Raw genomic sequence first — 23,166 nt, forward strand, 5'->3', positions numbered from 1 at the left:
GCCATGCGGGCGGCGTTCGTACACCAGGCCACCGTGGTGATGAAGGCCGACGGCGACCTGCGCGCTTTGGGTGCCGCCGTCACCCTTGGGCTGTGCGGAAGCTGGGACCATCCGCCGCCCTGCCCGCTGGCGCCCCACCACACCCGGCCCGAGAGGAACGGCGACACCGTCAGCCTGCGGATCATCTTCGCCACGGAACCGGCCGATGAAGCGGTTGTCCGCGGCCGCATCGAGGACGCGCTCCGCCAGGGGAGCCTCATCGGCCCGGACGGCCGCACCAGCCGCTGGGAGTTCCTGGGCGCCGGACCGGGTGAGCTCGATCCGTCCGAGGCCGAGCACGCCCGGCGCCTTATGGACTCATAAGGTGCCCGGACGGGCCTATAGTCCCTGGCCGAGGACCGTCCGGTAGATCCCGGTATGGTCCAGGTCGCCGTCGCCCGCGGCGACCATGAGCTCGAAGGCACCGCGGACGCTGGCGGACAGAGGCAGCTTCAGGCCTGTGTCCTTGGCGATCTCGGCGATGAAGTTCAGGTCTTTCAGCTGGTTCTTCGCCGAGCCGCCGCCGTCGAACTCCCCGTCAATCCAGCGCTGGCCCTTTTGCCGGAGCACCTCCGAATTCGCCAGCCCGCCGGCCAGAATCGACTGCACCTGCGCGAGGTCGAGCCCGCTGGCGGTGGCCACGGCCATCGCCTCGGCCAGAGCCGTGACGGTGGCGGAGACGACGATCTGGTTGCACGCCTTCACTGTGGACCCCGCGCCGGTTTCACCGAAGCGGATGACGGTGGAACTGTAGAGCCCGAAGAGCGGCAGGAGTCGCTGCACAACGTCGGCGGGTCCTCCCACCATGGTGCTCAGCCGGCCCTCCTCGGCGCCTATGGTTCCGCCGCTGAGCGGGGCGTCCACCACCGTGACCCCGTGCTGGCGGCGGCAGTCCTCGGCGAACCGGGCAATCGCCACGGGGGAAACCGTTCCGTGGACCACCAGAACCGGTTTCTCGATGCCGGCGGCCCGCCATCCGGCCAGCAGTCCGTCCTCACCGGACAAGAGGTCAGCAACCTGCGGCAGGTCCGGCAAAACAGTCAGGACAACCTCGGCGGCGGCCCCGGCCGGGGTGGCAGCCACGCGTCCCCCTTCGATGGCCCTGGCTTTTTCCGCGGTGCGGTTCCAGAGCGTGAGGGGAACGCCGCCGGCGAGGATGTTCCTGGCGATCGGGGCACCCATGGGTCCGGTGCCCAGCAGGGCAACGGACGTGGGGAGGTCCGGGATGAGGTTCTGTGTATCTGTCACTGTGCTCATGTTCTTTGGAAAGGGAAGTTCGTTAGAAGGGGATGAGTCCGGCCACGGCAGGCAGGAAGGTGCTGAACCACGGAACGGCGGCCAGCACCAGCAGCCCGATGAAGACAGCGATGAGGTAGGGCCAGAAGTGCTTGAGGCTCTTTTCCACGGTCTCGAGGCCGGTTGCGCAGGCGACGTAGAAGCCGACGCCGGCCGGCGGGGCGAATGACCCGATGCCCATGGAGATGATCAGCACCATGGCGTACTGCACCGGATTGACGCCGAATTCGGTGGCGATGGGAAGGAGCAGCGGCGCGAAGATCAGGACGGCGGGCAGGCCCTCGAGCAGCTGGCCCATGATGACCAGCAGCACCACGGTGAACAGCATGAAGAGGATGGGCGAGTCGCCCAGCCCGGACATGAGGTCGTGGATCTGCTGGGACACACCGGCGAGGGCAAGCGTCTGGGCCAGCGGCGACGCGGCAGCGATGATGAACAGAACCATGCCCGCCGTCGTCGTCGTTTCCCGCAGCGTATCGCCCAGCAGCCGCCTGCTGCCGCGCCGGTAGGCGGCGGCAAGGATGAAGGCGTAGGCGACGGCGACCGATGACACCTCGGTGGGGGTGGCGAAGCCGCTCAGGATGCCCACCACCATGCCCACCGGAAGCAGCAGCGTGGGGATGGCGAAGAACGTGGCGGAACCGCGCGCACGCCAGGTGGCCTTGGGGCTGGAGACGCCGCCCTGCTTCTTTGCGCGGAGGAAAACGAGCGCCATGACCACGAGGGCCAGGAAGGCTGCCGGAACAAAGCCGGCGAGGAACAGGGTGGTGGTGGAGATCGTGGTGATGGAGCCCATGATGAGCAGGACGATACTCGGCGGGATGGTCTCACCCATGATGGCCGAGGCGGAGAGCACCGCGACCACCTCGCCGCGCGGGTACTTTCGTTCCTCGAGCATGCCGCGCATGGTGGTGCCCACGGCGGCGACGTCCGCAACCTTGGACCCGGAGATGCCGGAGAAGATGTACATGGTCACGACGACCACCTGGAGGAGACCGCCCCGCAGGTGCCCGATGAGTGCGTCCACCAGCTTGGCGAGCGGCAGGGTCAGGCCGGCGGAGTTCATGACGGTTCCGGCGAGGATGAAGAACGGGATGGCCAGCAGCACGAAGCCCTTGGCCCCGGAGGCCATGCCGATCGGGATGGCACTGACCTCGGAGATCCCGCCGAGGTAGAGGTAGATGCCGGAGGCCAGCGCCAGGACGAACGCGATGGGCAGGCCGAGGAACAGCAGGGCGAACAGGGCAACCAGGACCACGCCGAGGAGGAGGTTGGGCGAGGCGTAGTAGAACAGCGGCTGGGACAGGACAACGACGGCGGCCAGGACGGCGGTGATCCCCGCCCCGACCAGGACGGCGCGGCGCGGCTGCCGCCAGAGTTTCAGGACGGCAAACCAGGCAATGAGCACCATGCCAACCGAGAAGGGCAGCGAGACCCAGAACACCGGCAGCTGGAGGATAGGCGTCTTTTCCTCGAGTTGCTGGACGAGGGTGGGAACGAAGAGGGCAAAGGCACCCGCACTCATGACGAAGACGAGGCAGTCGACGAGGGCCGCCAGGTAGGGCTTCCAGCTGACCGGAAGCCGCATGATCAGGGCCTGGACGGCCATGTGCGCACCCTTGGGGTAGGCGATCGCACCGCCGATGAAGGCGATGGTCAGGAGCGCAATTTCAGACACTTCCTGGGTCCACAGCACGGAATCCCCGGTGACCACCCTGACCATGATGTTCAGCAGGATCACGACGAGTTCGGCGAGGATCGCCGCGCCGACAGTCCATTCCAGGGCCTTGTCCAGCCAGACGGCCCCGCTCCAGCGCGGTGCAACGTGCCCGTGGTGGAGGATCTCTTCCGCATCAGACGGAAGGACCTCTTCGAGTTCCTTGGGTGCGAGTGTATGTTCCATGTTCTTCCAGACTGTCAACGTTGAGAGCGGGATGCTGAGTGAGGGGATGCTGAGTGCGGGGATGCTGCGTGCGGGATGTGGGGCTGAGGGCCGGAGCGCCGGACTGCGCTCCGGCCCTCACCGGGTTCTACTTGGCTGCGGTAATCGCCTGGTCGAAGAATTCCTTGCCGATCAGCTTCGAGAAGTCCGGGTAGAGGCTCTTGGACACGGCCTTGAACTGCTCAAGCCCGGCGGCGGTGGGCTCGTTGGCCTTCATGCCCTTGGCGGTAAGCTCGGCCAGCTGCTTTTCCGACTGCTCGGCGTCGTACGCCGTCTTGAAGGTGGCGGTCTCGGCCGAGGCGTCCGTCAGGGCCTTCTTCTGGTCATCGTTGAGCGAGTCCCACTTCTTGGAGGACAGGGCAAGGACCCAGGCGTCGTTGATGTGGTGCGTCAGCGAGACGTACTTCTGGACCTCGGAGAACTTGTTGGTCCACGGCACCTCGATCGGGTTTTCCTGTCCGTCGATGGTTCCGGTCTGCAGGCCGGTGAACACCTCGGAGAACGCCATGGTGGTGGGGCTGGCGCCCAGCTTGCCGAAGAAGTCGGTCCACAGCGGGTTGCCGGGAACGCGGATCTTCAGGCCCTTGAGGTCTGACGGCTGCTCGATGGGCCGTTCGGAGTTGGTGATCTGGCGGCCGGTCCGGGTGAGGAAGGACAGCGCCACCGTGTTCTTCTCTTTGAGCTTTTCCTTCAGCATGTCGCCGGGCTTTCCTGCCAGGAACGCTGCCTCCTCCTTCGTGTCGTCAAAGAGGTAGGGGATGCTGATGGCGTTCATTTCCGGGACCACGGACGCGTACACCGACGTCGACAGGATCAGCGCGTCCAGGGACCCGCCCTGCAGCCTGGTGACGGCGGCGTTCTGGTCTCCGCTGAAGCTGGTCCCGTTGGGCACCACGGTGACAACCACTGAGCCGTTGGAGGTCTTCTTGACCTGGTCGGCGAAGTGCTGGGCCGAGACGCCCACCGAGGAGGTCAGCGGGTCCGGGATGGACAGCTGGATCTTGGCCACCGGCGCACCCCCGCCCGGCGCTCCGGAAGCGCATCCGGCGAGGAGAGTGGCGGCGAGGGTGGTGGCCAGCACTCCGGTGAGGGCGCGGGTCTTGGTGTTCATGTGATGCCTTTCTTCATTGGAAGGAGTCTGGGTAAAGCGGATGATCAGGCGCTCAGGGCGGCTTCCGAGACGAGCGCTTCCGTTTCGCGGCGCAGTTCAAGGGCCTGGGAGAGGGACTCGTCCATGATGACGTCCTCCCAGCGGACGGTTGCGCCCTTGGCGATGTCTGCACGCAGTTCAACGTGGTGGGCGAGTGCCACCGGCAATGCGCCGATCGCCACGGAGTGCCTGGCTGAGACGAGCTTGCCCCAGACGGTGAAGCCGCCCTCGCCGTCGAGGAATTCGCCGGCCTTCAGGTCCTTCTTGGCGGTGGCAACGACGTCGCCGAAGAAGCCGACGGGCGAGCCGGTGGCGATGCCGCGGAGGGCTGCGTTGGCGATGGACATGTTCAGTTCGAGGCCCACGTAGTGGTACGGCCGGTACAGCGCTGCGTACTGGCCGGTGGGGTCCGGGTGCCAGGGGTATTCGTTGAAGCAGCCGGAGACGTAACCGTTGGTTGCTTTGACGACGACGAAGACGCCTTCCTGGGTGTTGTGGCTGATCCAGCTGCCGTCGCGGTTGACGCTGGACATGACATCGACGCTTCCCTCGTGCGCCAGGGCTCCCCCGACGTCGGCCGGGCGGCAGATCGTGGCAATCTCCTCCACGTCACCCGGAGTGAAGCTCAGTCCGTTGTCCGACGGCGTGAGGCCGGCGCCGTTGGCGACGGCGGCCATCTCGATGGACGCCTTGGTGCCGTCACGGAAGGAGGTGTGCATGTACGGGTTCAGCTGGCCGGAGTCGGTGAGCTCCTTGGAGAACTCCCAGTTTTCCCACACGTTGTCCGGGTTCATCTCGTGGTAGTGCTCGAGGTACTTGGCGCCCTTGCCGGCGCAGACCACGTCGAAGCCGCTGGTCCGGGCCCAGTCCACCAGTTCCATGATGAGTGCGGGCTGGTCGCCGTACGCCATGGAATAGACGACGCCGGCCTCTTCCGCGCGCTTGGCGAGGGCCGGACCGGCCAGTGCGTCGGCCTCGACCGTGACCATGATAATGTGCTTCTTCGTTTCGATCGCCCGCAGCGCGTGCTTCACGCCGACGATCGGGTTGCCGGTGGCTTCAACGATGACGTCGATGTCGACGTCGAACAGCTCGTCGGCGTTTGCCACGATGGTGGTGGAGCGGTTTTTGAGGGCGGTGGCGATATCCGGTGCGATCTGGTCTTTCGGCCAGCCGACCAGCTCGAAGGCGCCTTCTGCCCGCTTCACATTGATGTCAGCGATGGCCACAACATGGATGCCCGGGATGTTGTTCGCCTGCGCCAGGTACATGGTGCCGTACCGGCCGGCGCCGATCAGCCCTACGCGGATGGGGCGGCCCTGGTTCTCGCGGTCGCTAAGAAGCTTGTGAAGGTTCATGGGGAGCTCTCTGATTGATGACTGACCGAAGCGGGATAGCTTTCCATCCGGGGATGGAGCACCTCGTCGTCGCAGCTAAGTGTGATCTGGGCTAGCAGATGTTGTGATCTGCATTACCGGGTGGAACCGGTTCCACTTTTGTACCAGTCAGTGTTAAGCTGTGTCAACAGACGTCGGTGAAACCCACCGGCCGCAAGGAGGAGCATTGAAGAAGGCGCCCACTATCCGCGATGTGGCGGCAGCGGCGGGAGTCTCGGTGTCCGTGGTGTCGCGGGTGCTGAACCCCGAGTCCGGCCCGGTTGCGCCGGCCAAGCGCGAACAGGTCCTGAATGTCATCAGTGAACTCGGGTACCGTCCCCGCGCTGCGGCGCGCGAACTCAGCGCCGGCCATGCCCTCACCGTCGGCCTGGTGGTTACCGACCTCGCCAACCCGTTCTTCGCCCAACTGGCGGACCGCGTGGTGTGGGAGGCCCGCAGCCACGGGGTGCAGGTGGTGGTGATGACCACCCAGGAGGACCCGCACCTTGAGGCCGAGTCCCTTGATACGCTCCTGGACCGTTCGGTGGGTGGCGTCATTGCCACGCCAACGGGCGGAAACGTCGAAAAATGGGACCGCCTGCGGGACCTCGGGGTCAACGTGGTGTTCGTTGACCGCGCCATTGCGGATCTCGGCGACGTCGACGTGGTCAGCATCGAAAACTCCGACTCGGCCCGGCGCGCCACCGACCACCTCATCGCCCTCGGCCACGAGCGGATCGGCCTGATCACCGGACCCGCCAGCACATCCACGGGACGTTCACGAATCGGCGGCTACCGGGCTGCCCTCGAAAGCGCATCGATAAGCCTTGACCCCATGCTGGTCCGGGACGTCCCCTTCCGCGGCGATGGCGGGGGCGACGCCGTCGGGTCCCTCCTTGCGCTTCCCGAGGCCCCCACCGGACTGATCGTGGCAAACACCGCCCAGGTGCAAAGCTCAGTGCGGCGCCTCGTTCAGATGGGCGTTCGCATCCCCGACGACCTCTCGGTTATCGTCTTTGACGACAATCCGTGGACCGAACTGACAAGCCCCCCGCTCAGCGTGATCCGGCAGCCGATCGGCATGCTCGCGGTACATTCCCTCGAACTCGTCCTTGGACGGATGCAGGGCCGGCTCCCCGCCGGCGCCAGAACCATCGAAGTGAAGGCGGATTTCGTGCCGCGCAGCAGCTGCGCCGCACCGGACCGCTCCGTAGCCCGCAAGTCCGTAGCCCGATAAGAAAAGGAAAACCCATGACCGTAGTTGTCACCGCCATGTTCACGCCCAAGGAAGGTGCCTTCGATGACGTCGTGGCCGCGCTCTCCCCCGCCATCGCGGAGGTGCACGAGGAGCCCGGCTGCATTCTGTACGCCATCCACGAGGCCCCGAACGGCCAGATCGTGATGATCGAAAAGTGGGAAAGCGCAGCGCTCCTCGATGCCCACGGCGCCGGCGACCCCGTCAAGCGCCTGAACATCTCGCTTGAGGGGCTCCTGGCGGAGCCGGTGGAAGTGACGCGGCTGGCCGCCATTCCGGCAGGCACCAGCGCGCAGGGCGCACTCTAGTCTGCATAACGGCACTGGAGAACGACGGCGACCCCCGCCCGTGCGGGTGGGGGTCGCCTTTCTTGTAAGGTCAGGCAGGCGGCGCCGTCGAGGTCCTGACCACCAGCTCCGGGTCCACAAGCTCCGTCCGCACCGGCAGCTCCGGATTCTCCATGCGGTCCAGCAGGGCCTTTGCAGCCCCGGCACCCACCTCACCGTTGCGGCCGTCGATGGTGGTCAGGCGCAGCAGGTTCGCTGAGGCAAGCGGCGAATTGTCGTAGCCGATCAGGGACAGATCCTCCGGAATCCGCCGCCCCCGGTCCCGCGCCGCCGCGGCCGCACCCATGGCCATCACGTCGTTGGCGGCAAAAATCGCAGTCAGCGCCGGGTTTTCATCCAGCAGCCTCAGCGCCCCCTCGTAGCCGTCCGGCTCCATCGTCAGGCCGTGCCCCTGCACGGTGTGCGGCCGCAGCCCGTGCTCGCGCATCGCAGCCTCATACCCCCAGGCCCGCAGCCGGGCGGCGCCGCCCCCGCCGGTCACGTGCCCGATGTCCCGGTGCCCCAATCCGATCAGGTGCTCGGTGGCCAGCCGGCCGCCGGCCTGATCATCATTGGCGACAACATCCGCCCCCGGAACAACGACGTCCCGGTTGCCCGCCACCACCGCAGGAACGTCGACGGCCGCGAACATCTCCTCCGTGGGCTCGGTCGCGATCACAATGCCGTCCACCCGCAATGACATGAGGCCGTCCACCGGGGTCCGGTCCAGGTGGGCATTGAAGGACGGGTCAGCCACAGCCACGCGGAAACCGAGGGGGGCGAGCTCATCGTGCAGCCCTCCCAGCAGGCCCACGAACCAGAGATTCCGGTAGTCATCCAGAACGACGCCGATGGTCCGGGACCGGTTTCCGGCCAGGGTGGCCGCCGCCCGGCTTGGGCGGTAGTTCAGCCGTTCGATGGCTTCCTCGACGGCGGCGCGGCGGGCGGCGGAGACGCCGGGCGCACCGCGCAGGACCAACGAGACCAGGGATTTCGATACCCCGGCCGCGGAGGCAACGTCGTAAATGTTTGGGCGTTTGCCGGTCTCCTGGGTCACCCTGCAATTGTCACCCACGCAGGGGCGTTCTTGGGATATTGACAGGACAAAGTCGGGCCCCTATCGTTTCTATGGAGCGCTCCATTTTGCGTCACACGTCACAGCGGCCGAGTCCCGCAAAGCCGTTTCAAAGGAGAAAACCAATGCCCAAAGATATCGGCGTAGCCGTCATCGGGGCGGGCATGGCCGGCAAGGCCCACGCCGCCGCCTTCCGCACCGCATCCGCCCTGTACAACCCCGTTCTGCCGCCGATCCGGCTGGTCTCCATCGGCGACGTGAACCCGGAGTTCGGCTCCCTCGCCGCGCGGCGCTTCGGCTACGGACGCAACGACACCTCGTGGCAGGCCATCGCCGAGGCTGATGACATCGACGTGGTCAGCGTCGTCATCGCCAACTCGCTGCACCGGGAAGTTGTGGAAGGCCTCCTCGCGGCAGGCAAGCACGTGCTGTGCGAGAAACCCCTGAGCGACACCCTGGAAGACGCCCGGGCAATGGCCGACGCCGCCCGGAACGCCTCTTCGATCGCCCGCATCGGATTCACCTTCCGCCGCACCCCGGGCATCGCCTACATCCGCGACCTCATCCGGAACGGAACCCTGGGCAGCGTCCTGCACTTCAGCGGCCGCTACTGGACGGACTACGGCTTCAGCCCGTCGGCCCCCATGAGTTGGCGTTACAAGGGCGGTCCCGGCTCCGGCGCGCTGGCCGACGTCGGAAGCCACCTGGCCTATGTTTCCGAGTTCCTCTGCGGCGACATCAAGTCCATCAGCGGCGGCCGCCTGACCACCGCGATCGACAAGCGGCCGCTGCCGCTCGCCGCAGTCATGGGCCACGACCACGTTGCGGTCAGCGACACCTTCGAGGCCGTGGAGAACGACGACTACGCCGCCTTTAATGCCGAGTTCGAAAACGGTGCCGGCAGCTTCGAAGTCTCCCGCGTCGCGGCCGGCCACGCCAACAGCCTCAACTTCGAGGTCTTCTGCGAGAACGGCTCCGCCAAGTTCGACCAGCGCCGCCCCGGCGAGGTCCAGCTGTTCCTCAACGACGGCTCCGGCCACGAGAGCGGCTACCGCCAGGTCATCCTCGGCCCCGGCCACCCCTACATCGCCGGCGGCCTCGCCATGGACGCCCCCGAAGTCGGCTTCGGCCAGAACGACGCCTTCGCCTACCAGTCGCGGGCGTTCCTCGAAGAGGTCGCAGGACTGGGCGAAGCGGAATCCCTGCCGCGCTGCGCCACCTTCGACGAAGGCGTCCGCAACATGGAACTGCTCGCCGCGGTCACCGAATCCGCCCTGAACAACGGAAAGAAGATCACGCTATGAAGCTTGGCGTCTACAACGCGATCCTGCACGACCGCCCGCTGGCCGAGGCCCTGAAGGTCGTCGCCGAACTGGGCCTGACCGGCATCGAAATCAACTCAGGCGGGTTCCTGCCCGCCGTCCACGTCCCCACCTTCGATGACATCCTCGAAAGCGACGCCGCCCGCGACGACTACCTCGCGATCTTCGAAGGCACCGGCGTCTCGATCGCGGGACTGAACTGCAACGGCAACCCGCTGCACCCCAACCGCGTGATCGGCGACAAGCATGCCGAGGACATCCGCCGCTCCATCCGCCTTGCCCACCGCCTCGGACAGAACCGCGTGGTCACCATGTCCGGCCTGCCCGGCGGGGAACCCGGCGCCACCGTGCCGAACTGGATCGTCAACGCCTGGAACTCCGCGGCCCTGGACGTCCTGGACTACCAGTGGGGCGTCGCCGCCGCCTTCTGGAAGGAAACCGACCGGCTTGCCGCCGACCTCGGCGTCAGGGTCGCCCTGGAACTGCACCCGCAGAACCTCGTCTTCAACCCCGCCGACGTGTACAGGCTCGTCGAACTGACCGGCGCCACCCACGTGGGCGTCGAACTGGACGCCTCCCACCTGTTCTGGCAGCAGATGGACCCGGTGGCCGTGGTCCGCGAACTCGGCCCGCTGGTCTTCCACGCCGCGGCCAAGGACGTGCGCGTCAACAAGGACACCGCCGCGGTCTACGGCGTCCTGGACAACCGCTTCCGCCGGCTTTCCCCGGAGGAGAACCGCACCAACCTCGGCGGCGACGAGTGGGCCAACGAATGGCCCAAGCCGGCCGCCTGGGACTTCGTCGCCCTCGGCAAGGGCCACGACACCGCCTACTGGACCGAGTTCCTCCGCGCCCTCCACGAAGTAGACCCCAACATGCTCGTCAACATCGAGCACGAAGACGTCGAACTCGGCCGCATCGAAGGCCTCGAAGTCGCCTCGAAGGTCCTGAAGGACGCAGACGCAGCCCTGGCCGCGTCGCTGGTCAGCCCGTAACCTCCGGACCAACAACAGACTCACAAACGGAAAGCCTGCCAGCCATCAGCTGGCAGGCTTTCCTGATTCGCATGGTCGCCTCCGGCCCGCGGGTATCGTAGTTGTGACTTTGGAATGCAGGTCCAACGCGCCGGACGCTCCGCGGGCGGGGAGAAAGGTAGGTCTCAATGCTGGACATCCCCATGGCCGGAAAGACCGGCGGTACAGAAGAGTCCCTGGAGGACGTGGCCTACCGGGTGATAGCAGACAGGGTCATCATGCTGGGGATCCGGCCCAACGCGTCGATCAATGAAACCCAACTGTCGAAGGAAATGCAGATGGGGCGCACCCCCATCCGGGCTGCGTTGAAGCGGCTCGAAAATGACCATCTGATCGTTTCCCATGCACGAAAAGGCGCATTCGCCGCACCGGTCGACCTTGCCGACCTTGAGGAGATATCCGAGGTGCGTCAGGCGCTGGAACCGGTTGCGGCAGGACTGGCCGCCAGGAAGGCGCGGACAGACGCCCTCCAGACCTTTGGGAAGTACTCCGAGGTGATCCGCTCACTGGAAGCCGCCACCGTGGATCAGAGCGATCTGATGCGCCTGGATCTGGCCGTGCACCAGCTGGTTTACCGGGCTGCCGGCAACCGGCACATGGAAGAAATCCTCATCCGCTACGCCAATCTGTGGACCAGAATCCAGGGCCTGATGCTGGAGCGGCGCCCGCTGATACTGCAGCACATCGTTGAGCTGGATGGAGTCATCCAGGCAATCCTCACCAAGGACGAGGCCAAGGCAACGGCGCTCATGGCCGGCCATGTCAGCGGATTCAGCAGCTACATCAGCGCCACGTAACTTACGAATTTCTATTGACCTGTGATGGGACCCACATTACGCTCCTGATATATCAAGTGTTGCCAACCTGTCGACGATTGATCCAACACCTGATGCCTCATTCCCCCACCCAGGTGAGAAGGATTCATGAACATACACGTCGCCATCGATGAAGCGCGGTTCACGCGGTTCCACAAGAAGCTCGTCGCTGCCTGCATGGGAGGTCCGATCCTTGACGGCTACATCCTGAGCATCATTGCGATCGCCCTGGTGGGCATTTCGGCCGATTTCCACACAACGGAGCTCGAAACCAGCCTGATCGGGGCCTCGGCCCTCGTCGGTATCTTTTTTGGCGCTGTCCTGCTGGGTCCGCTGACCGACCGGATCGGGCGGCAGCTGATGTACACGATTGACCTGTGGGCGCTGGTGATCGTGTCAGTGCTGCAGTTCTTCGTCCAGGATTCCCTGCAGCTGATCATCCTGCGCTTCATCGCAGGCCTGGCCATCGGCGCGGACTACCCGATTGCCAACTCCCTCCTGGCAGAGTGGCTCCCCCGGAAGCGCCGCGGGCAGATGCTTGGCGTACTCCAGGTTGGCTGGTTCATCGGCGCAGCCCTGGCATCCCTCGTCGGGTTCGTCATCTTCGAAGCATTCGGTGCCGGCTCCTGGCGCTGGATCCTGCTCACCGCCGCCGTGCTGGGCACCGTTGTCATGCTCATGCGGCTGGGGACACCGGAGTCCCCGCGCTGGCTGCTGCACAACGGACGCAAGGCCGACGCCAAGCTGGCGCTTCGCGCCGCCCTCTCAGACCAGCTGAACGTCGACCACGTGGTCTTTGAAACAGCTGATGACACCCCTGCCGCCAAAAAGAAGGTCGATCTCCGCGTGCTGCTGCGCCGGCCCTACCTCAAGCGCATCATTTTCTGCAGCTCTTTCTACGCCCTGCAGGTGGGCCCGCTGTTCGCCATCTTTACCTTCGGCCCCACGATCCTGTCGTCATTCGGCATGGGCGAAGGCAACCTTTCCAACCTCGGTTCCGTCGTCATCGACATGGTGTTCCTGGCCGGCTGCATCCCGGCGCTGAAACTCATCGAGTCCTGGGGCCGCCGGCCGCTCATCATCTGGTGCTTCGCCCTGATGGCCATCCCGCTGTTCATCCTGGGCCTCTTCCCGTCGGCTCCCGTGGCCATCATTGTGGGCTGCTTCGTGGCCTACGCCCTGTTCTCCGGCGGGCCCAGCATCCTGGAATGGGCCTACCCGAGCGAGATTTTCCCGACCCATGTCCGGGCCAGTGCCGTCGGCATCACCACCGCAGTGAGCCGCATCGGCGCGGCCCTCGGAACGTTCGCGTTGCCGTTCGGCCTGGCTTACTGGGGCATCGGCCCCACCATGCTTGTCGCCGCGGTGCTGACCGCCATCGGGTTCTTCGTCTGCCTGTTCATGGCCGAGGAAACCAAGGGCATGACGCTGGCCCAGGCCGGCGGCGAGCCCGAAGCCGCAGCCATCAATGATGAGCCGGTGCTGCAGGCAAACTAGCTCCCGCAAACCAGCAGCAAAGGCGTGCCGTTCAGTGCGGGTTTCCCACCCTGAACGGCACGCCTCCGTTTTGCCCGCAGGCACACCGTCGCCGGCCTTTAGCGGATTCCCTGGTCGGCGAACTTCACGACATCCGCCGCGTTGGACTTGTCGACGATGGTGGGTCCCGTGAGTACCGGCTGCCCGCCGCCGAGCTTGAAGCCGCCCCGCTTCACCTGCCACAGGGCGTCCACGGACTCGTAACCCTGAAGCCACGGCTGCTGGTCCACCGTAAACAGCACCGTGCCGTCCGCGATCTTTTGGGCCAGCTCCTTGTTCAGATCAAAGGAGGCGACCTTGGCCGAGCTGCCCGAGGTTGCCACGGACTTCAGGAGGGTCAGCGTAATGGGGGCACCCAGGCCGATGATGACATCGGCGTCCTTGGCCGCCTGCAGCTTGGCCGTTGCCGTCGACTCAACAGAGGTCATGTCAGCACCGTTCACGTACAGGATCTCGGTGCCCGGGACCTTGGACTTCACGCCGGCGCAGCGCGCTTCCAGCCCCACATGACCCTGCGCCTGAATCACGCAGATGGGGTGCTTAAAGTTCTCGGCCGCCAGTTTCTCGCCCACCGCCTGGCCGGCGAGTTGCTCGTTGGAGCCGAAGTGCGTAAACGCCCCGAGCTGCCTGGAGACGTCCTCACCGGCATTCAGGCTCACGATGGGGATGCCGGCATCAGAGGCCTTCTTGAGGGAATCCTTCAGCGCGCCGGGCGTGGCCAGGGTGACGGCGATCCCGTCCACCTTCTGGTCCACGGCCTGCTGGATCAGCTGCGCCTGCCGGCCAGCTTCGGGATCGTTCGTGTAGAGGAGCTCCACGTTGTCCTTGGCGGCGGCCTCCTCGGCGCCCTTCCGGACGGTGTCCCAGAAGGTGTCGCCCGCCGGGGCGTGCGTGACCAGGGCAACCTTCATGCGCGGAGTCGAGACGGCCTGGCCGCCGCCGCCACCGCTGTTGGCTTCCGGAGCCCTTCCGCCCTGGCTGGAGCAGGCCGTCAGGGCAAGCATCGGGATGGCAACTGCAGCGACCGCCGCACGGCGCCAAAAGAACTTCTTCACTGGTGATCTCCTTCGATCGTGTCCAGATGATGGGGACCACACCCCTGCACCCTCCCTGGGGCGACAGGCGATGTGATTGAGCGCACTTGGAGCGCTCCATTACTTGAGAATAAGAGCAGGACTTTGTCCTGTCAATAGTTCTATTCGAGGAGCCTCCGCCGACGGCTCAGCGCTGGTATACGCCGGTGAGCGTCGCCGCACCCAGCAGGTGACGGGCGAGTGCGGATCCCAGCCCCGCAGGCTTTGTGCCTGCCCCTCCCGGCAGCTCCTCAGCGTCCAGCGCATAGACGGTCACGATATAGCGGTGCCGCCCGTGTCCCGGAGGCGGCGCCGCCCCCAGATAGCCGCGAAAGCCGCCGTCGTTCTTCAGCTGCACGGCAGCCGGCGGGAGCTGCGGACCGGACTCGGCCCCGGCGCCCTCCACCAACGACGTGACGTCCGCCGGGATGTTAAGCACCGCCCAGTGCCAGAACCCGCCGGCGCCCGGAGCATCCGGATCGAAGACGGTGACGGCGTAGCTCCTGGTCCCGTCCGGCGCCCCGGTCCAGCTCAGCTGCGGGGACTCGTCGGCGCCTCCGGCATGCATCCTGCCGCTGCGCTGCGGCGGGGGCAGGGTCCCGCCGTCCTCGAACGACCGGCTGGTGAGCCCGAACGTGGGCACGTCCGGCAGGTTCGTAAACGGGCCCGGCGATGTCATGGCTGCCTCTCAGGTGGTGGGAACTTCGGCTTCCGCTGCTGCTTCGGCGCGGTTGAGCTCCGCCCGGGTGGGCGGATTGGCGCCGGCCCGGGACACGGTCACCGCCGCAGCGCGCGAGGCGTGGGCGAGGAGCGCGGCGAGCCCCTCGGCCGGGAGCGCCCGCAGGTTTGCCCGGTTCTGCGCGCCGTCCAGGCCGCGGTCCACCACGCCGGACAGCAGCGCGGCCATGAAGGAATCCCCGGCGCCAACGGTGTCTGCCACCTCCACGCGGGGCGCGGCAAACTCGGCCTCCCCTGCGGCGGTGATCCCCCACGGCCCGGCCGCACCGCGCGTCACCACCACCACCGCCGGCCCCTCCGCACCGCCAAGCTTCAGCCAGCGGCGCGCGGACTCCAGCGGGTCCACTCCGGGGTAGAGCCAGGCAAGGTCCTCGTCGGAGGCCTTGACGATGTCCGCGAGGGTCACGAACTTTTCCGCCTGCCGGCGGGCGTAATCGGCGTCCGTGATGATGCTGGGGGGCAGTTGGGGTCAAAGCTGATGGTCGACGCCGGGTGGGCATGTTCGACGGCGGCCAGCACCTCCGCGGCGCCGGGCGCCAGCATGGTGGCAATGGAGCCGGTGTGCAGCAGCGTGGTTCCCTGCAGCATGAACGGCAGCCGCTCTCCCAGCCCGGGGAGCTCCCAGGCAAGGTCGAACGTGTAGGTGGCGGCGCCGGCGTCGTCCACCAGTGCGGTGGCCACGCTGGTGGGCAGCCCGTCCGGGGCCTGCGGGAGCATGACCGAACTCGCCCGTAGGTGGGCGGCCACCGACTCACCGTAGGCGTCGCGGCCGTACCGGCCAACGAACTGTACCGGGTGCCCCAGCCGGGCGAGCCCGACGGCGACGTTGAGCGGGCTGCCGCCCACATGGGCTTCGATTCCGGAGCTGCGCTGGACCACGTCAACGAGGCCCTCGCCGATAACAGTGAGCATGGTCATACTCTGCCAGAGAACGCCGTCCGGCGCTCGGGTGCGCGGCAACGAAGTTGCGGGAAACCCCTAGGCTTTCTTCCCCGGCAGCGCGAGCTTGAAGACCTTCGCCCAGGAGGATCCCACCTGCTTCAGCAGCGGCCCTGTGGTGTACGGCAGGCCGTAGCGGCGGCAGATTTCCTGCACCTTGGGCGCCACTTCCCCGTACCGGTTGGACGGCAGGTCCGGGAAGAGGTGGTGCTCGATCTGGTGGGACAGGTTGCCGGTCATGATGTGCATGAACTTGGAGCCGGAAATGTTGGCCGAACCGATCATCTGCCGGACGTACCAGTCGCCGCGGGTCTCGCCCTCCACCATCTCCTCCGTGAACGTATCCGTCCCTTCGGGGAAGTGCCCGCAGAAGATCACGGCGTGCGCCCAGACGTTGCGGACGGCATTGGCGGTGAGCGTGCCGATGAGGGCCTGCTTGCCCGAACCGGTGAGCATGGCCACGGCCGGGGTGGCGGCGTAGTCCTTGGTGAACTGCTTGAGGGCCTTGACGCCGAGTGCCTTGAGGTCCCGGGTCATGGCCTCCTTGCTCTTCTTGCCCTCCTTGTATTCGACGAGCTCGAGGTCGTAGACCGCGATGCCCCATTCGAAAATCGGCGCGAGGATCGCGTTGTACAGCGGATTGCCCAGAGCACGCGGAGTCCAGGGCTGGTCCTCGTCCATGCGCAGCAGGTTGTATCCGACGTCGTTGTCCTTGCCCACCACGTTGGTCCAGCGGTGGTGCAGGTCGTTGTGGGTGTGCTGCCACGAACGCGCCGGGGTCACGAAGTCCCATTCCCACGTGGTGGAGTGGATGTCCGGGTCCCGCATCCAGTCCCACTGGCCGTGCAGGATGTTGTGGCCGATCTCCATGTTTTCCAGGATCTTGGCAAGGCTGAGCAGGCTGGTTCCCAGGACCCAGAATTTCTTGTCGCGGCTGTTGAGCAAGGCCGCCCGGCCGCCGATCTCCAGCCCGCGCTGGATCTTGATCATCCGGCGGATGTAGGCGGCATCGGAGGCGCCGCGCTTGGCCAGGATGTCATCCCGGATGGCGTCCAGCTCCCGGCCGAGCTCTGCCACCTGCTCGTCGGTCAGGTGCGCCGCGGCGGGCGGGCGCACGGCTGGCCGGCCGGTGGCCGCCAGGGCCCCCGGCCGCGGTTTCGTAACGGGTTTGTCGGTGGTCGTGGCAGTCGCGGCTGTGCGATCGGATATTGCAGTCATGCTGGTGTTTCTCCTCAGATGTCGAGGTTAACGGGCCCGGCGGCTGCCGAAACGCACGTCTGGATTAGTTGGCCCGGTTCACCGTGGACTTCACCGGTGCGCAGGTCCCGGACCTGCCCTGCACGCAGGGGCAGCAGGCAGCTGTGGCAGATGCCCATGCGGCAGCCGCTGGGCATGAGGACGCCGGCGTCTTCGCCGACGTCGAGAAGGGGGGTGTCGCCGTCGGCCTCCACCTCGCGGTCGGAGGCCTCAAAGGTGACCAAACCGCCGTCGTGCCCCTCGCCGCCCAGCAGGCTGGTGTTGAAGCGTTCGATGATGAGGTTGACGGGGTCAGCCGCGAAGGGGCCGGTGGCCCCGCCTGTCCGGGCTGACTTGGGGTCCTTGGAGTGGGCGGCCGCTTCGGCGGCCCACAGGGCTTCAGCATCGTCGAGGAACCCTTCCGGGCCGCAGGCGTAGGCAGCCCGGCGGCGCCAGTCGGGGCACAGGGCGTCCAGCCCGGCGGCGGAGCCAAAGTCCACCCGGCCGCGCTCCCCCGTGAACCAGTGCGTGACACGGAAGTTGGGAAACTGGTCCGCGAGCTCGGAAAGCTCCTCGCGGAAGATACTGTCCTCCGGCATGCGGGCGGAATGGACCAGCACCACGTCGGCGTCTGGGCGGTGCGGCACCAGCGTACGGACCATGGACATCACGGGGGAGATGCCGCTGCCGGCGGTGAGCATCAGGAGCGGCCGGGGGTGTTCGGGGAGGACGAAGTCGCCCTGCGGCGGCGCGAGGAACAGGACGTCCCCGGGCCTGGTGTTGCGGACCAGGACGCCGGACACCGCACCCATGTCGCTCACCGTGATGGCGGGGTCCTCCCCCGCCGGGGCGCTCAGCGAATAGGAGCGCCAGTGCCGGACGCCGTCCAGCTCCACGCCGATCCGCGCCCACTGCCCTGCCTTATGGGCCTTCCAGCCGCGGCCGGGCCGGAAATGGATGGTGGCTGAATCCGCTGTTTCAGGCACAACCTTGGTGACCACGCCGCGCAGCTGCCGGGCGGAAAACACCGGGTCAAAGAGCGCGAGGATGTCCTCCGGGGCCAGGGGAGTTGTCAGTACAGACGCCGCGCGCGCCAGCTTTCGAAGCCGGATCAAGCTGTCCACCGCATGATGGGTTCACCCATGTGTATCTCCTAGTGAAACCCGGGATCGTAATATACAAAAGTACCTCAGTCCCCACCTACAAGAGTCCTCCTTGCCGACGCTGCTAGCAACCGGCGTCCATTTCCGGGTCAAGTCCATTGGCGGAATCTCACTCATCGGCGGGGTACGGGGCGGCCCGGAGCTGCCGGGACAGATGTGCGGCGTTGCGGGCCATGCTGGTGATCGAGTGGGCAATGTTCTTGGGAACCTCCGGGAGATCCTTGAAGTCCACGGTCTGCATCGCCTCGCCCACCCAGTATGTGGAACCCTGCGCGGGAAGCGAGAAGCCGACGTCGTTCAGCGCCTGCTGCATGTCGGCCACCACCTTGTGGGCTCCGTCCTCGTTGCCCACCACCGCCACGAGGCCCACCTTCCCGTACATGATGGGCCTGCCCTGGCTGTCGGTCTCCTGCAGATCGGCGTCGAGACGCTCCACCACGCGCTGCGCCACGCTGCATGGGTGTCCCATCCAGATGGGCGTGGCCAGCAGCAGGATGTCCGCGGCCAGGATCCTGGTCCGCAGCGCCGGCCATTCGTCGCCGCCACCCATGTCCACCTCCACGCCGGGTTTGATGTCCAGGTCCACCACGCGGACGGATGAGGTCTGGACGCCGTTCTTGGCCAGCTCGTCCAGCACATGGCTGGCCATGAGTTCGCTGCTGGATGACGACGGCGACGGCGTGAGCGTGCAGATCAGGGCGATAGCAGTGAGATCAGACAAGGCAATGTCCCTCCGTTGTGGCGTCTGCGGCATTCGCGGTTGATGATAAGCATACTTACCGCCGGAGTGGATTGACCGGCCGGGCCTATATCAGTGCAACGAATGGACGCCGCAGGAGTTCCCCGGCCAGCGCCCAGGAGCCTAGAGCTGCAGCAGCTCCTGCACCAGCTCGCGGCACTTCCGGTAGGACGGGGTCTTCGGGTCGATCAGTGAGAAGTGGTCGCCGGGGACCTTGACCACCTGGACCGGCGCTCCGGCTGCGCGGGCGGCGGTGGCGTAGGCCTCGGACTGGCTGACCGGCACGGTGTCGTCGTCGAGCCCGTGGACCGCGTAGACCGGGATGGTCAGCGGCACGGCGCTCATCGGGTCGGCGTATTTATGGCGTTTGGGGTACCTTTCGGCGGAGCCGCCCAGGAAGTTGCTGACGGCGCCGTTGCTGAGGTCCAGCCATTCCGCCTGCGCGAGGTTGAGCAGCCCGGACTGGCTGACCACGCCTGTCAGGTGGACGGCTTCACCGTTGAGGTTCCGGCCGACCTGGCGGTCGGCGTCGGCCGCACCGAGTCCCGCAAGCCGGTCCCTGCCGGCCGCCCAGACGGCCAGGTGGCCGCCGGCCGAGTGGCCCAGCGCCACCACGCGGTTCAGGTCGAGGTCGTGCTCGCCCGCCACCTGGCGGAGCTTGTCGATCCCGGCGAGGATATCCTCAAAGGTCCGCGGCCAGCCGCCGCCGTTACCTGCCCTGCGGTACTCCAGGTTCCAGGCCACGATGCCGTGCGCCGCAAGGTCCTTGGCCAGCGGCTCGCCAAGCTCGGCGCCGTACTGCGAGCGCCAGTAGCCGCCGTGGATCACCACAGCGACGCCGCGGGCGGAGGGCGGCTTGCCGTTGCGTGCGGCAGGTGTCTCCGGCAGGAAGAGCTCGCCCCACTGGCTGGGGTGGTCACCGTAGTGGTACTTCTGCCGCTTCACTGCATCCTCCTAGGATCCTTCGAACGGGGCGCCTGGCCCCCCTTGCCGCCGCCCGCGCGCCCGGGGTCCGGGCTTGCAGGCACGACGGCGCACAACAGCCATGTGCCGAGCCTACATGGACGCCGCTTCCGCGGGGCAGAAGGGGCTGCAGTGGCAGGGGTGTCACCGGCGCGCTGTGGCGCCGCCTTGATAGTTTGGAACCATGGCAAGCAACTGGGATCGCCTGGACGTCACTCAGCGCGACTCCGTGCAGGAAAGCGTGGAACTCTATGAGCGTGTCCGGCCTGCCCTGAAGCTTGTCACCCGGGAAGTCCTGCAGATACTGCGGACCATGCTCAAGGACACCGAGGTCACCCCGCTGTTCGTCACCGGCCGGACCAAGTCGGCGGATTCCTTCCGGGAGAAGATCTCCCGGACCGAGGAACCACTGGAAGAGGGCGGCCCACGGCTCCTTAAGTTCCCGGACCCGTTCCGGACCCTCAACGACATGGTGGGCGTGCGCGTCATCACCAAGCTGCCGGCGGAGAACGCACTGGTGGCCAACCTGATCAAGCGCCAGCGGCACCTCTTCGACTGCCGCGGGGACCGCGAAAAGGACATCGGCTCCATCGAGTCCGGAACGTACGGCTACTCCAGCCGGCACCTGATCCTGCGCACCATCCAGAACGACGTCGTGAAGAACTACCAGCAGGTGTTCAACCCCGAGGTCCCGCCCAACGGCAGCTACTTCTTCGAATGTCAGATCCGCACCGTCTTCGCGCACGCCTGGAGCGAGATCGAGCACGACATCCGGTTCAAGGCGGAGGACCCGCGCGCCTGGACGCCGCACTTCGACCGCCAGTTCACCGCCACCGCCGCCATGCTGGAAACCGTGGAGAGCGCCTTCGCCGACCTGCATGAACGCTATGAGGAGGTCCGCAGCTACTGGGACGTGGACGGCGAGGGCGCGGCACAGCTCACCCCCAACCGCATCCGCGATGTCTGGCGCACCCTGCTTCCCCACGTAGACCGTAAAGTGGATGATGACTGGGGATGGGCGGCCGAACTCCTGGCGGCCCACGGACTCAAGCAGACCGTGCAGCTCGCCGGACTGCTCAGCGCCAACCGGATCACCGAGGTCCGCAGGGCCCTGGACCACCGCTACTCCCCCGGTCCCGACCGCCTCCTGGATGACCTCCTGCTGTGGCAGTACGGCACCAAACATATCGACCTCACCGCCGAGGCGCCCGACGCCGTTCCCCACCCGCGGCGCGACAGCCTCCTGCGGCGGCTGAAGCAGATCGAGCGCTACCGCCAGACCAAGAAATAGAGTTCCATGAAGCCCGAACAGCTCCAGTCCGTCCGGGCCACTCTCCGTTCCCCGCGGCGCCTCAAGACCGAGGCCCTCGCCGGACTGGTGGTGGCCCTCGCCCTCATTCCGGAAGCCATCGCGTTCTCCTTGATCGCCGGCGTGGATCCCCGGATCGGGCTGTTCGCCTCCTTCACCATGGCGGTCACCATCTCCTTCGTTGGCGGCCGGCCTGCCATGATCTCGGCCGCAACAGGCGCTGTCGCCCTGGTGATCGCGCCCCTGATGCGCAGCCACGGGCTGGACCACCTGATTGCCGCGGTGATCCTCGCCGGGGTCTTTCAGATCCTGCTCGCCGTCCTGGGCGTCACCCGGCTCATGCGGTTCATCCCGCGCTCGGTGATGGTGGGCTTCGTGAACGCGCTTGCCATCCTCGTGCTCATGGCCCAGCTGCCGGAACTGATCGGGGTTCCCTGGCCCGTGTATCCGCTGGTCGCCGCGGGCCTGCTGATTGTCGTCGGCTTCCGCAGGATCACGACGGCGGTGCCGTCACCTTTGGTGGCCATCGTCCTCCTGACGGTCCTCACCGTGGTGGCCGGGATCGACGTGCCCGCCGTCCAGGACAAGGGCCAGCTGCCGGAAAGCCTGCCCACGCTGTTCATCCCTCAGGTGCCGCTGACGTGGGAAACCTTCCAGACCATCGCACCGTTCTCGCTGTCCATGGCGCTGGTGGGGCTGCTGGAATCCCTGATGACGGCCAAGCTTGTGGACGACATCACCGACACCCGCTCCAACAAGACCCGCGAATCCTGGGGCCAGGGCGTGGCCAACATCGTCACCGGGTTCCTGGGCGGCATGGGCGGCTGCGCGGTAATCGGGCAGACCATGATCAACGTCAAGGGCTCCGGCGCCCGGAGCCGGGTGTCCACGTTCCTCGCGGGCGCCTTCCTGCTGGTGCTGGTGGTCACCCTGGGCGACATCGTGGGTCTCATCCCCATGGCGGCGCTGGTGGCGGTGATGATCTTCGTCTCGGCCATCACTTTCGACTGGCACTCTGTTGCACCCGCAACGCTGAAGCGGATGCCCAAATCGGAAACCGCCGTCATGCTGATCACCGTGGGCACGGTGGTGGTCACGCACAATCTGGCGATCGGCGTCGGCGTCGGGGTTTTGGCGGCGATGGCGATGTTCGCCCGCCGCGTGGCCCATTTCGCCACCGTCGACCGTACGGAAGTGGAGCTCAACGGCCGGACGGTGGCCACCTACACTGTGGACGGCGAACTGTTCTTCGCCTCCTCCAACGACCTCTACACGCAGTTCAACTACGCCCGCGACGCCGAGCCGGACATCGACAGCGTGGTGATCGACCTGCACGCCTCGCACCTGTGGGATGCCTCCACCATCGCCGTGCTGGACTCCGTCACGGAGAAATACCGCAGGCACGGCCGGGAGGTGGAACTGATCGGCCTCAACTCGGCCAGCATTCAGATGCGGGAACGGCTGGCCGGCAAGCTCAACGCCGCAGAGTGAGGCTCACCACACCAATCAGGCCCCGCCCCTCTACATGACGCGGGCAAGCCGGAAGTGAACGACACGGCGCCGTTACCTTAATGTGACATTGAGCGATGCCTCCCGTACGGTGGAAAACGTGCCTTTTTCACCGATAGGGCACTCCCGCGCTGATTGCCTAACTCTGCCGCAGCCCGAGGAACCAACCGAAGACCCATGTCCGGCAGAGACGGGGAAACCACTTTTCGGCCCGCTTATAGCGGGTCTTGGGGTGAAGCCGCGCAGTTCCTGACCACGCTCAGGACCGCGGCCGGGTGCCTCCCATCCGAATCCGACAGCTCACCTCGCAGGCATCGGGAGAGGCTTCTTC

General features: G+C 66.5%; 20 protein-coding genes, 1 pseudogene and 1 riboswitch. Of the genes and pseudogenes, 9 read left to right on the forward strand and 12 right to left on the reverse strand.

All coding sequences use genetic code 11. The features are described 5' to 3' along the window. Positions 1–3: 3 nt before the first annotated feature. Positions 4–363 (forward strand): hypothetical protein, encoded by a 360-nt coding sequence (locus ACFRAU_RS11835; protein ID WP_378000067.1) that lies wholly within the window; start codon positions 4–6, stop codon positions 361–363. Between the two features lie 15 nt (positions 364–378). Here the strand turns inward: ACFRAU_RS11835 and ACFRAU_RS11840 are convergent, their stop codons facing one another. From ACFRAU_RS11840 to ACFRAU_RS11855, 4 genes are all read right to left on the reverse strand, one after another. Next, positions 379–1,287, reverse strand: coding sequence for an NAD(P)-dependent oxidoreductase (locus ACFRAU_RS11840; protein ID WP_378000068.1), 909 nt, complete (start codon positions 1,285–1,287; stop codon positions 379–381). Positions 1,288–1,318: 31 nt separating this feature from the next. Continuing rightward, positions 1,319–3,238: a TRAP transporter large permease subunit gene (locus ACFRAU_RS11845; RefSeq protein ID WP_378000069.1), complete on the reverse strand. Its 1,920-nt coding sequence runs from the start codon at positions 3,236–3,238 to the stop codon at positions 1,319–1,321. A gap of 127 nt (positions 3,239–3,365) precedes the next feature. Continuing rightward, positions 3,366–4,388 (reverse strand): DctP family TRAP transporter solute-binding subunit, encoded by a 1,023-nt coding sequence (locus tag ACFRAU_RS11850; protein WP_378000070.1) that lies wholly within the window; start codon positions 4,386–4,388, stop codon positions 3,366–3,368. A 44-nt stretch (positions 4,389–4,432) separates the two neighbouring features. Continuing rightward, positions 4,433–5,785 carry an NAD(P)H-dependent oxidoreductase gene (locus ACFRAU_RS11855; RefSeq protein ID WP_378000071.1) on the reverse strand — a complete coding sequence of 451 codons (1,353 nt, stop codon included), beginning with the start codon at positions 5,783–5,785 and terminating at the stop codon, positions 4,433–4,435. Positions 5,786–5,990: 205 nt separating this feature from the next. Here ACFRAU_RS11855 and ACFRAU_RS11860 point away from each other — a divergent pair, with 205 nt between their 5' ends. Continuing rightward, on the forward strand, positions 5,991–7,040 hold the full coding sequence (locus tag ACFRAU_RS11860; RefSeq protein ID WP_378000072.1) for a LacI family DNA-binding transcriptional regulator: 1,050 nt from the start codon (positions 5,991–5,993) through the stop codon (positions 7,038–7,040). A 14-nt stretch (positions 7,041–7,054) separates the two neighbouring features. After that, complete coding sequence (locus tag ACFRAU_RS11865; protein WP_377995240.1) at positions 7,055–7,366, forward strand: putative quinol monooxygenase; 312 nt, start codon at positions 7,055–7,057, stop codon at positions 7,364–7,366. Between the two features lie 70 nt (positions 7,367–7,436). On the opposite strand, the gene ACFRAU_RS11870 is transcribed toward ACFRAU_RS11865, so the two are convergent. Further along, positions 7,437–8,441 (reverse strand): LacI family DNA-binding transcriptional regulator, encoded by a 1,005-nt coding sequence (locus tag ACFRAU_RS11870; protein WP_378000073.1) that lies wholly within the window; start codon positions 8,439–8,441, stop codon positions 7,437–7,439. Between the two features lie 143 nt (positions 8,442–8,584). On the opposite strand from ACFRAU_RS11870, the gene ACFRAU_RS11875 reads away from it, so the two are divergent. The 4 genes from ACFRAU_RS11875 (at position 8,585) to ACFRAU_RS11890 (ending at position 13,127) form a co-directional block, all read left to right on the forward strand. After that, positions 8,585–9,763: a Gfo/Idh/MocA family protein gene (locus tag ACFRAU_RS11875; protein WP_378000074.1), complete on the forward strand. Its 1,179-nt coding sequence runs from the start codon at positions 8,585–8,587 to the stop codon at positions 9,761–9,763. Next, entirely contained in the window at positions 9,760–10,776 is a 1,017-nt protein-coding gene (locus ACFRAU_RS11880) for a sugar phosphate isomerase/epimerase family protein (protein WP_378000075.1), read from the forward strand. The genes ACFRAU_RS11875 and ACFRAU_RS11880 overlap by 4 nt, the downstream gene beginning before the upstream one ends. 167 nt (positions 10,777–10,943) lie before the next feature. Continuing rightward, on the forward strand, positions 10,944–11,612 hold the full coding sequence (locus ACFRAU_RS11885) for a GntR family transcriptional regulator (protein ID WP_377995244.1): 669 nt from the start codon (positions 10,944–10,946) through the stop codon (positions 11,610–11,612). A gap of 126 nt (positions 11,613–11,738) precedes the next feature. Beyond that, a complete protein-coding gene (locus tag ACFRAU_RS11890) occupies positions 11,739–13,127 on the forward strand; it encodes an MFS transporter (RefSeq protein ID WP_378000076.1) in 1,389 nt (462 codons plus the stop codon). Between the two features lie 98 nt (positions 13,128–13,225). Here ACFRAU_RS11890 and ACFRAU_RS11895 read toward each other — a convergent pair whose 3' ends face one another. The 7 genes and pseudogenes from ACFRAU_RS11895 to ACFRAU_RS11925 form a co-directional block, all read right to left on the reverse strand. After that, positions 13,226–14,221 carry a substrate-binding domain-containing protein gene (locus ACFRAU_RS11895; RefSeq protein WP_378000077.1) on the reverse strand — a complete coding sequence of 332 codons (996 nt, stop codon included), beginning with the start codon at positions 14,219–14,221 and terminating at the stop codon, positions 13,226–13,228. Between the two features lie 166 nt (positions 14,222–14,387). After that, positions 14,388–14,918 (reverse strand): YbhB/YbcL family Raf kinase inhibitor-like protein, encoded by a 531-nt coding sequence (locus tag ACFRAU_RS11900; RefSeq protein ID WP_377995247.1) that lies wholly within the window; start codon positions 14,916–14,918, stop codon positions 14,388–14,390. A 9-nt stretch (positions 14,919–14,927) separates the two neighbouring features. Further along, positions 14,928–15,889 (reverse strand): annotated as a pseudogene (locus tag ACFRAU_RS11905) (carbohydrate kinase). Positions 15,890–15,955: 66 nt separating this feature from the next. Beyond that, positions 15,956–17,134, reverse strand: coding sequence for a fatty acid desaturase family protein (locus tag ACFRAU_RS11910; RefSeq protein WP_377995249.1), 1,179 nt, complete (start codon positions 17,132–17,134; stop codon positions 15,956–15,958). Between the two features lie 14 nt (positions 17,135–17,148). Beyond that, a complete protein-coding gene (locus ACFRAU_RS11915; protein ID WP_378000078.1) occupies positions 17,149–18,267 on the reverse strand; it encodes a ferredoxin reductase in 1,119 nt (372 codons plus the stop codon). A 157-nt stretch (positions 18,268–18,424) separates the two neighbouring features. Continuing rightward, positions 18,425–19,036 carry a flavodoxin family protein gene (locus tag ACFRAU_RS11920; protein WP_377995250.1) on the reverse strand — a complete coding sequence of 204 codons (612 nt, stop codon included), beginning with the start codon at positions 19,034–19,036 and terminating at the stop codon, positions 18,425–18,427. Between the two features lie 141 nt (positions 19,037–19,177). Next, on the reverse strand, positions 19,178–19,999 hold the full coding sequence (locus ACFRAU_RS11925; protein WP_377995251.1) for an alpha/beta hydrolase: 822 nt from the start codon (positions 19,997–19,999) through the stop codon (positions 19,178–19,180). A 202-nt stretch (positions 20,000–20,201) separates the two neighbouring features. Between ACFRAU_RS11925 and ACFRAU_RS11930 the strand changes: the two genes are divergently transcribed. Together ACFRAU_RS11930 and ACFRAU_RS11935 are read left to right on the forward strand one after the other, a co-directional pair. Further along, a complete protein-coding gene (locus tag ACFRAU_RS11930; RefSeq protein ID WP_378000079.1) occupies positions 20,202–21,308 on the forward strand; it encodes a GTP pyrophosphokinase family protein in 1,107 nt (368 codons plus the stop codon). A gap of 6 nt (positions 21,309–21,314) precedes the next feature. Beyond that, a complete protein-coding gene (locus ACFRAU_RS11935; RefSeq protein WP_378000080.1) occupies positions 21,315–22,817 on the forward strand; it encodes a SulP family inorganic anion transporter in 1,503 nt (500 codons plus the stop codon). Between the two features lie 144 nt (positions 22,818–22,961). Further along, positions 22,962–23,163: riboswitch (cyclic di-AMP (ydaO/yuaA leader) on the forward strand. Positions 23,164–23,166: the final 3 nt, after the last annotated feature.

Origin of the sequence: Arthrobacter sp. NPDC056691, assembly GCF_042791415.1 — a bacterium.
GTDB lineage: Bacteria > Actinomycetota > Actinomycetes > Actinomycetales > Micrococcaceae > Arthrobacter.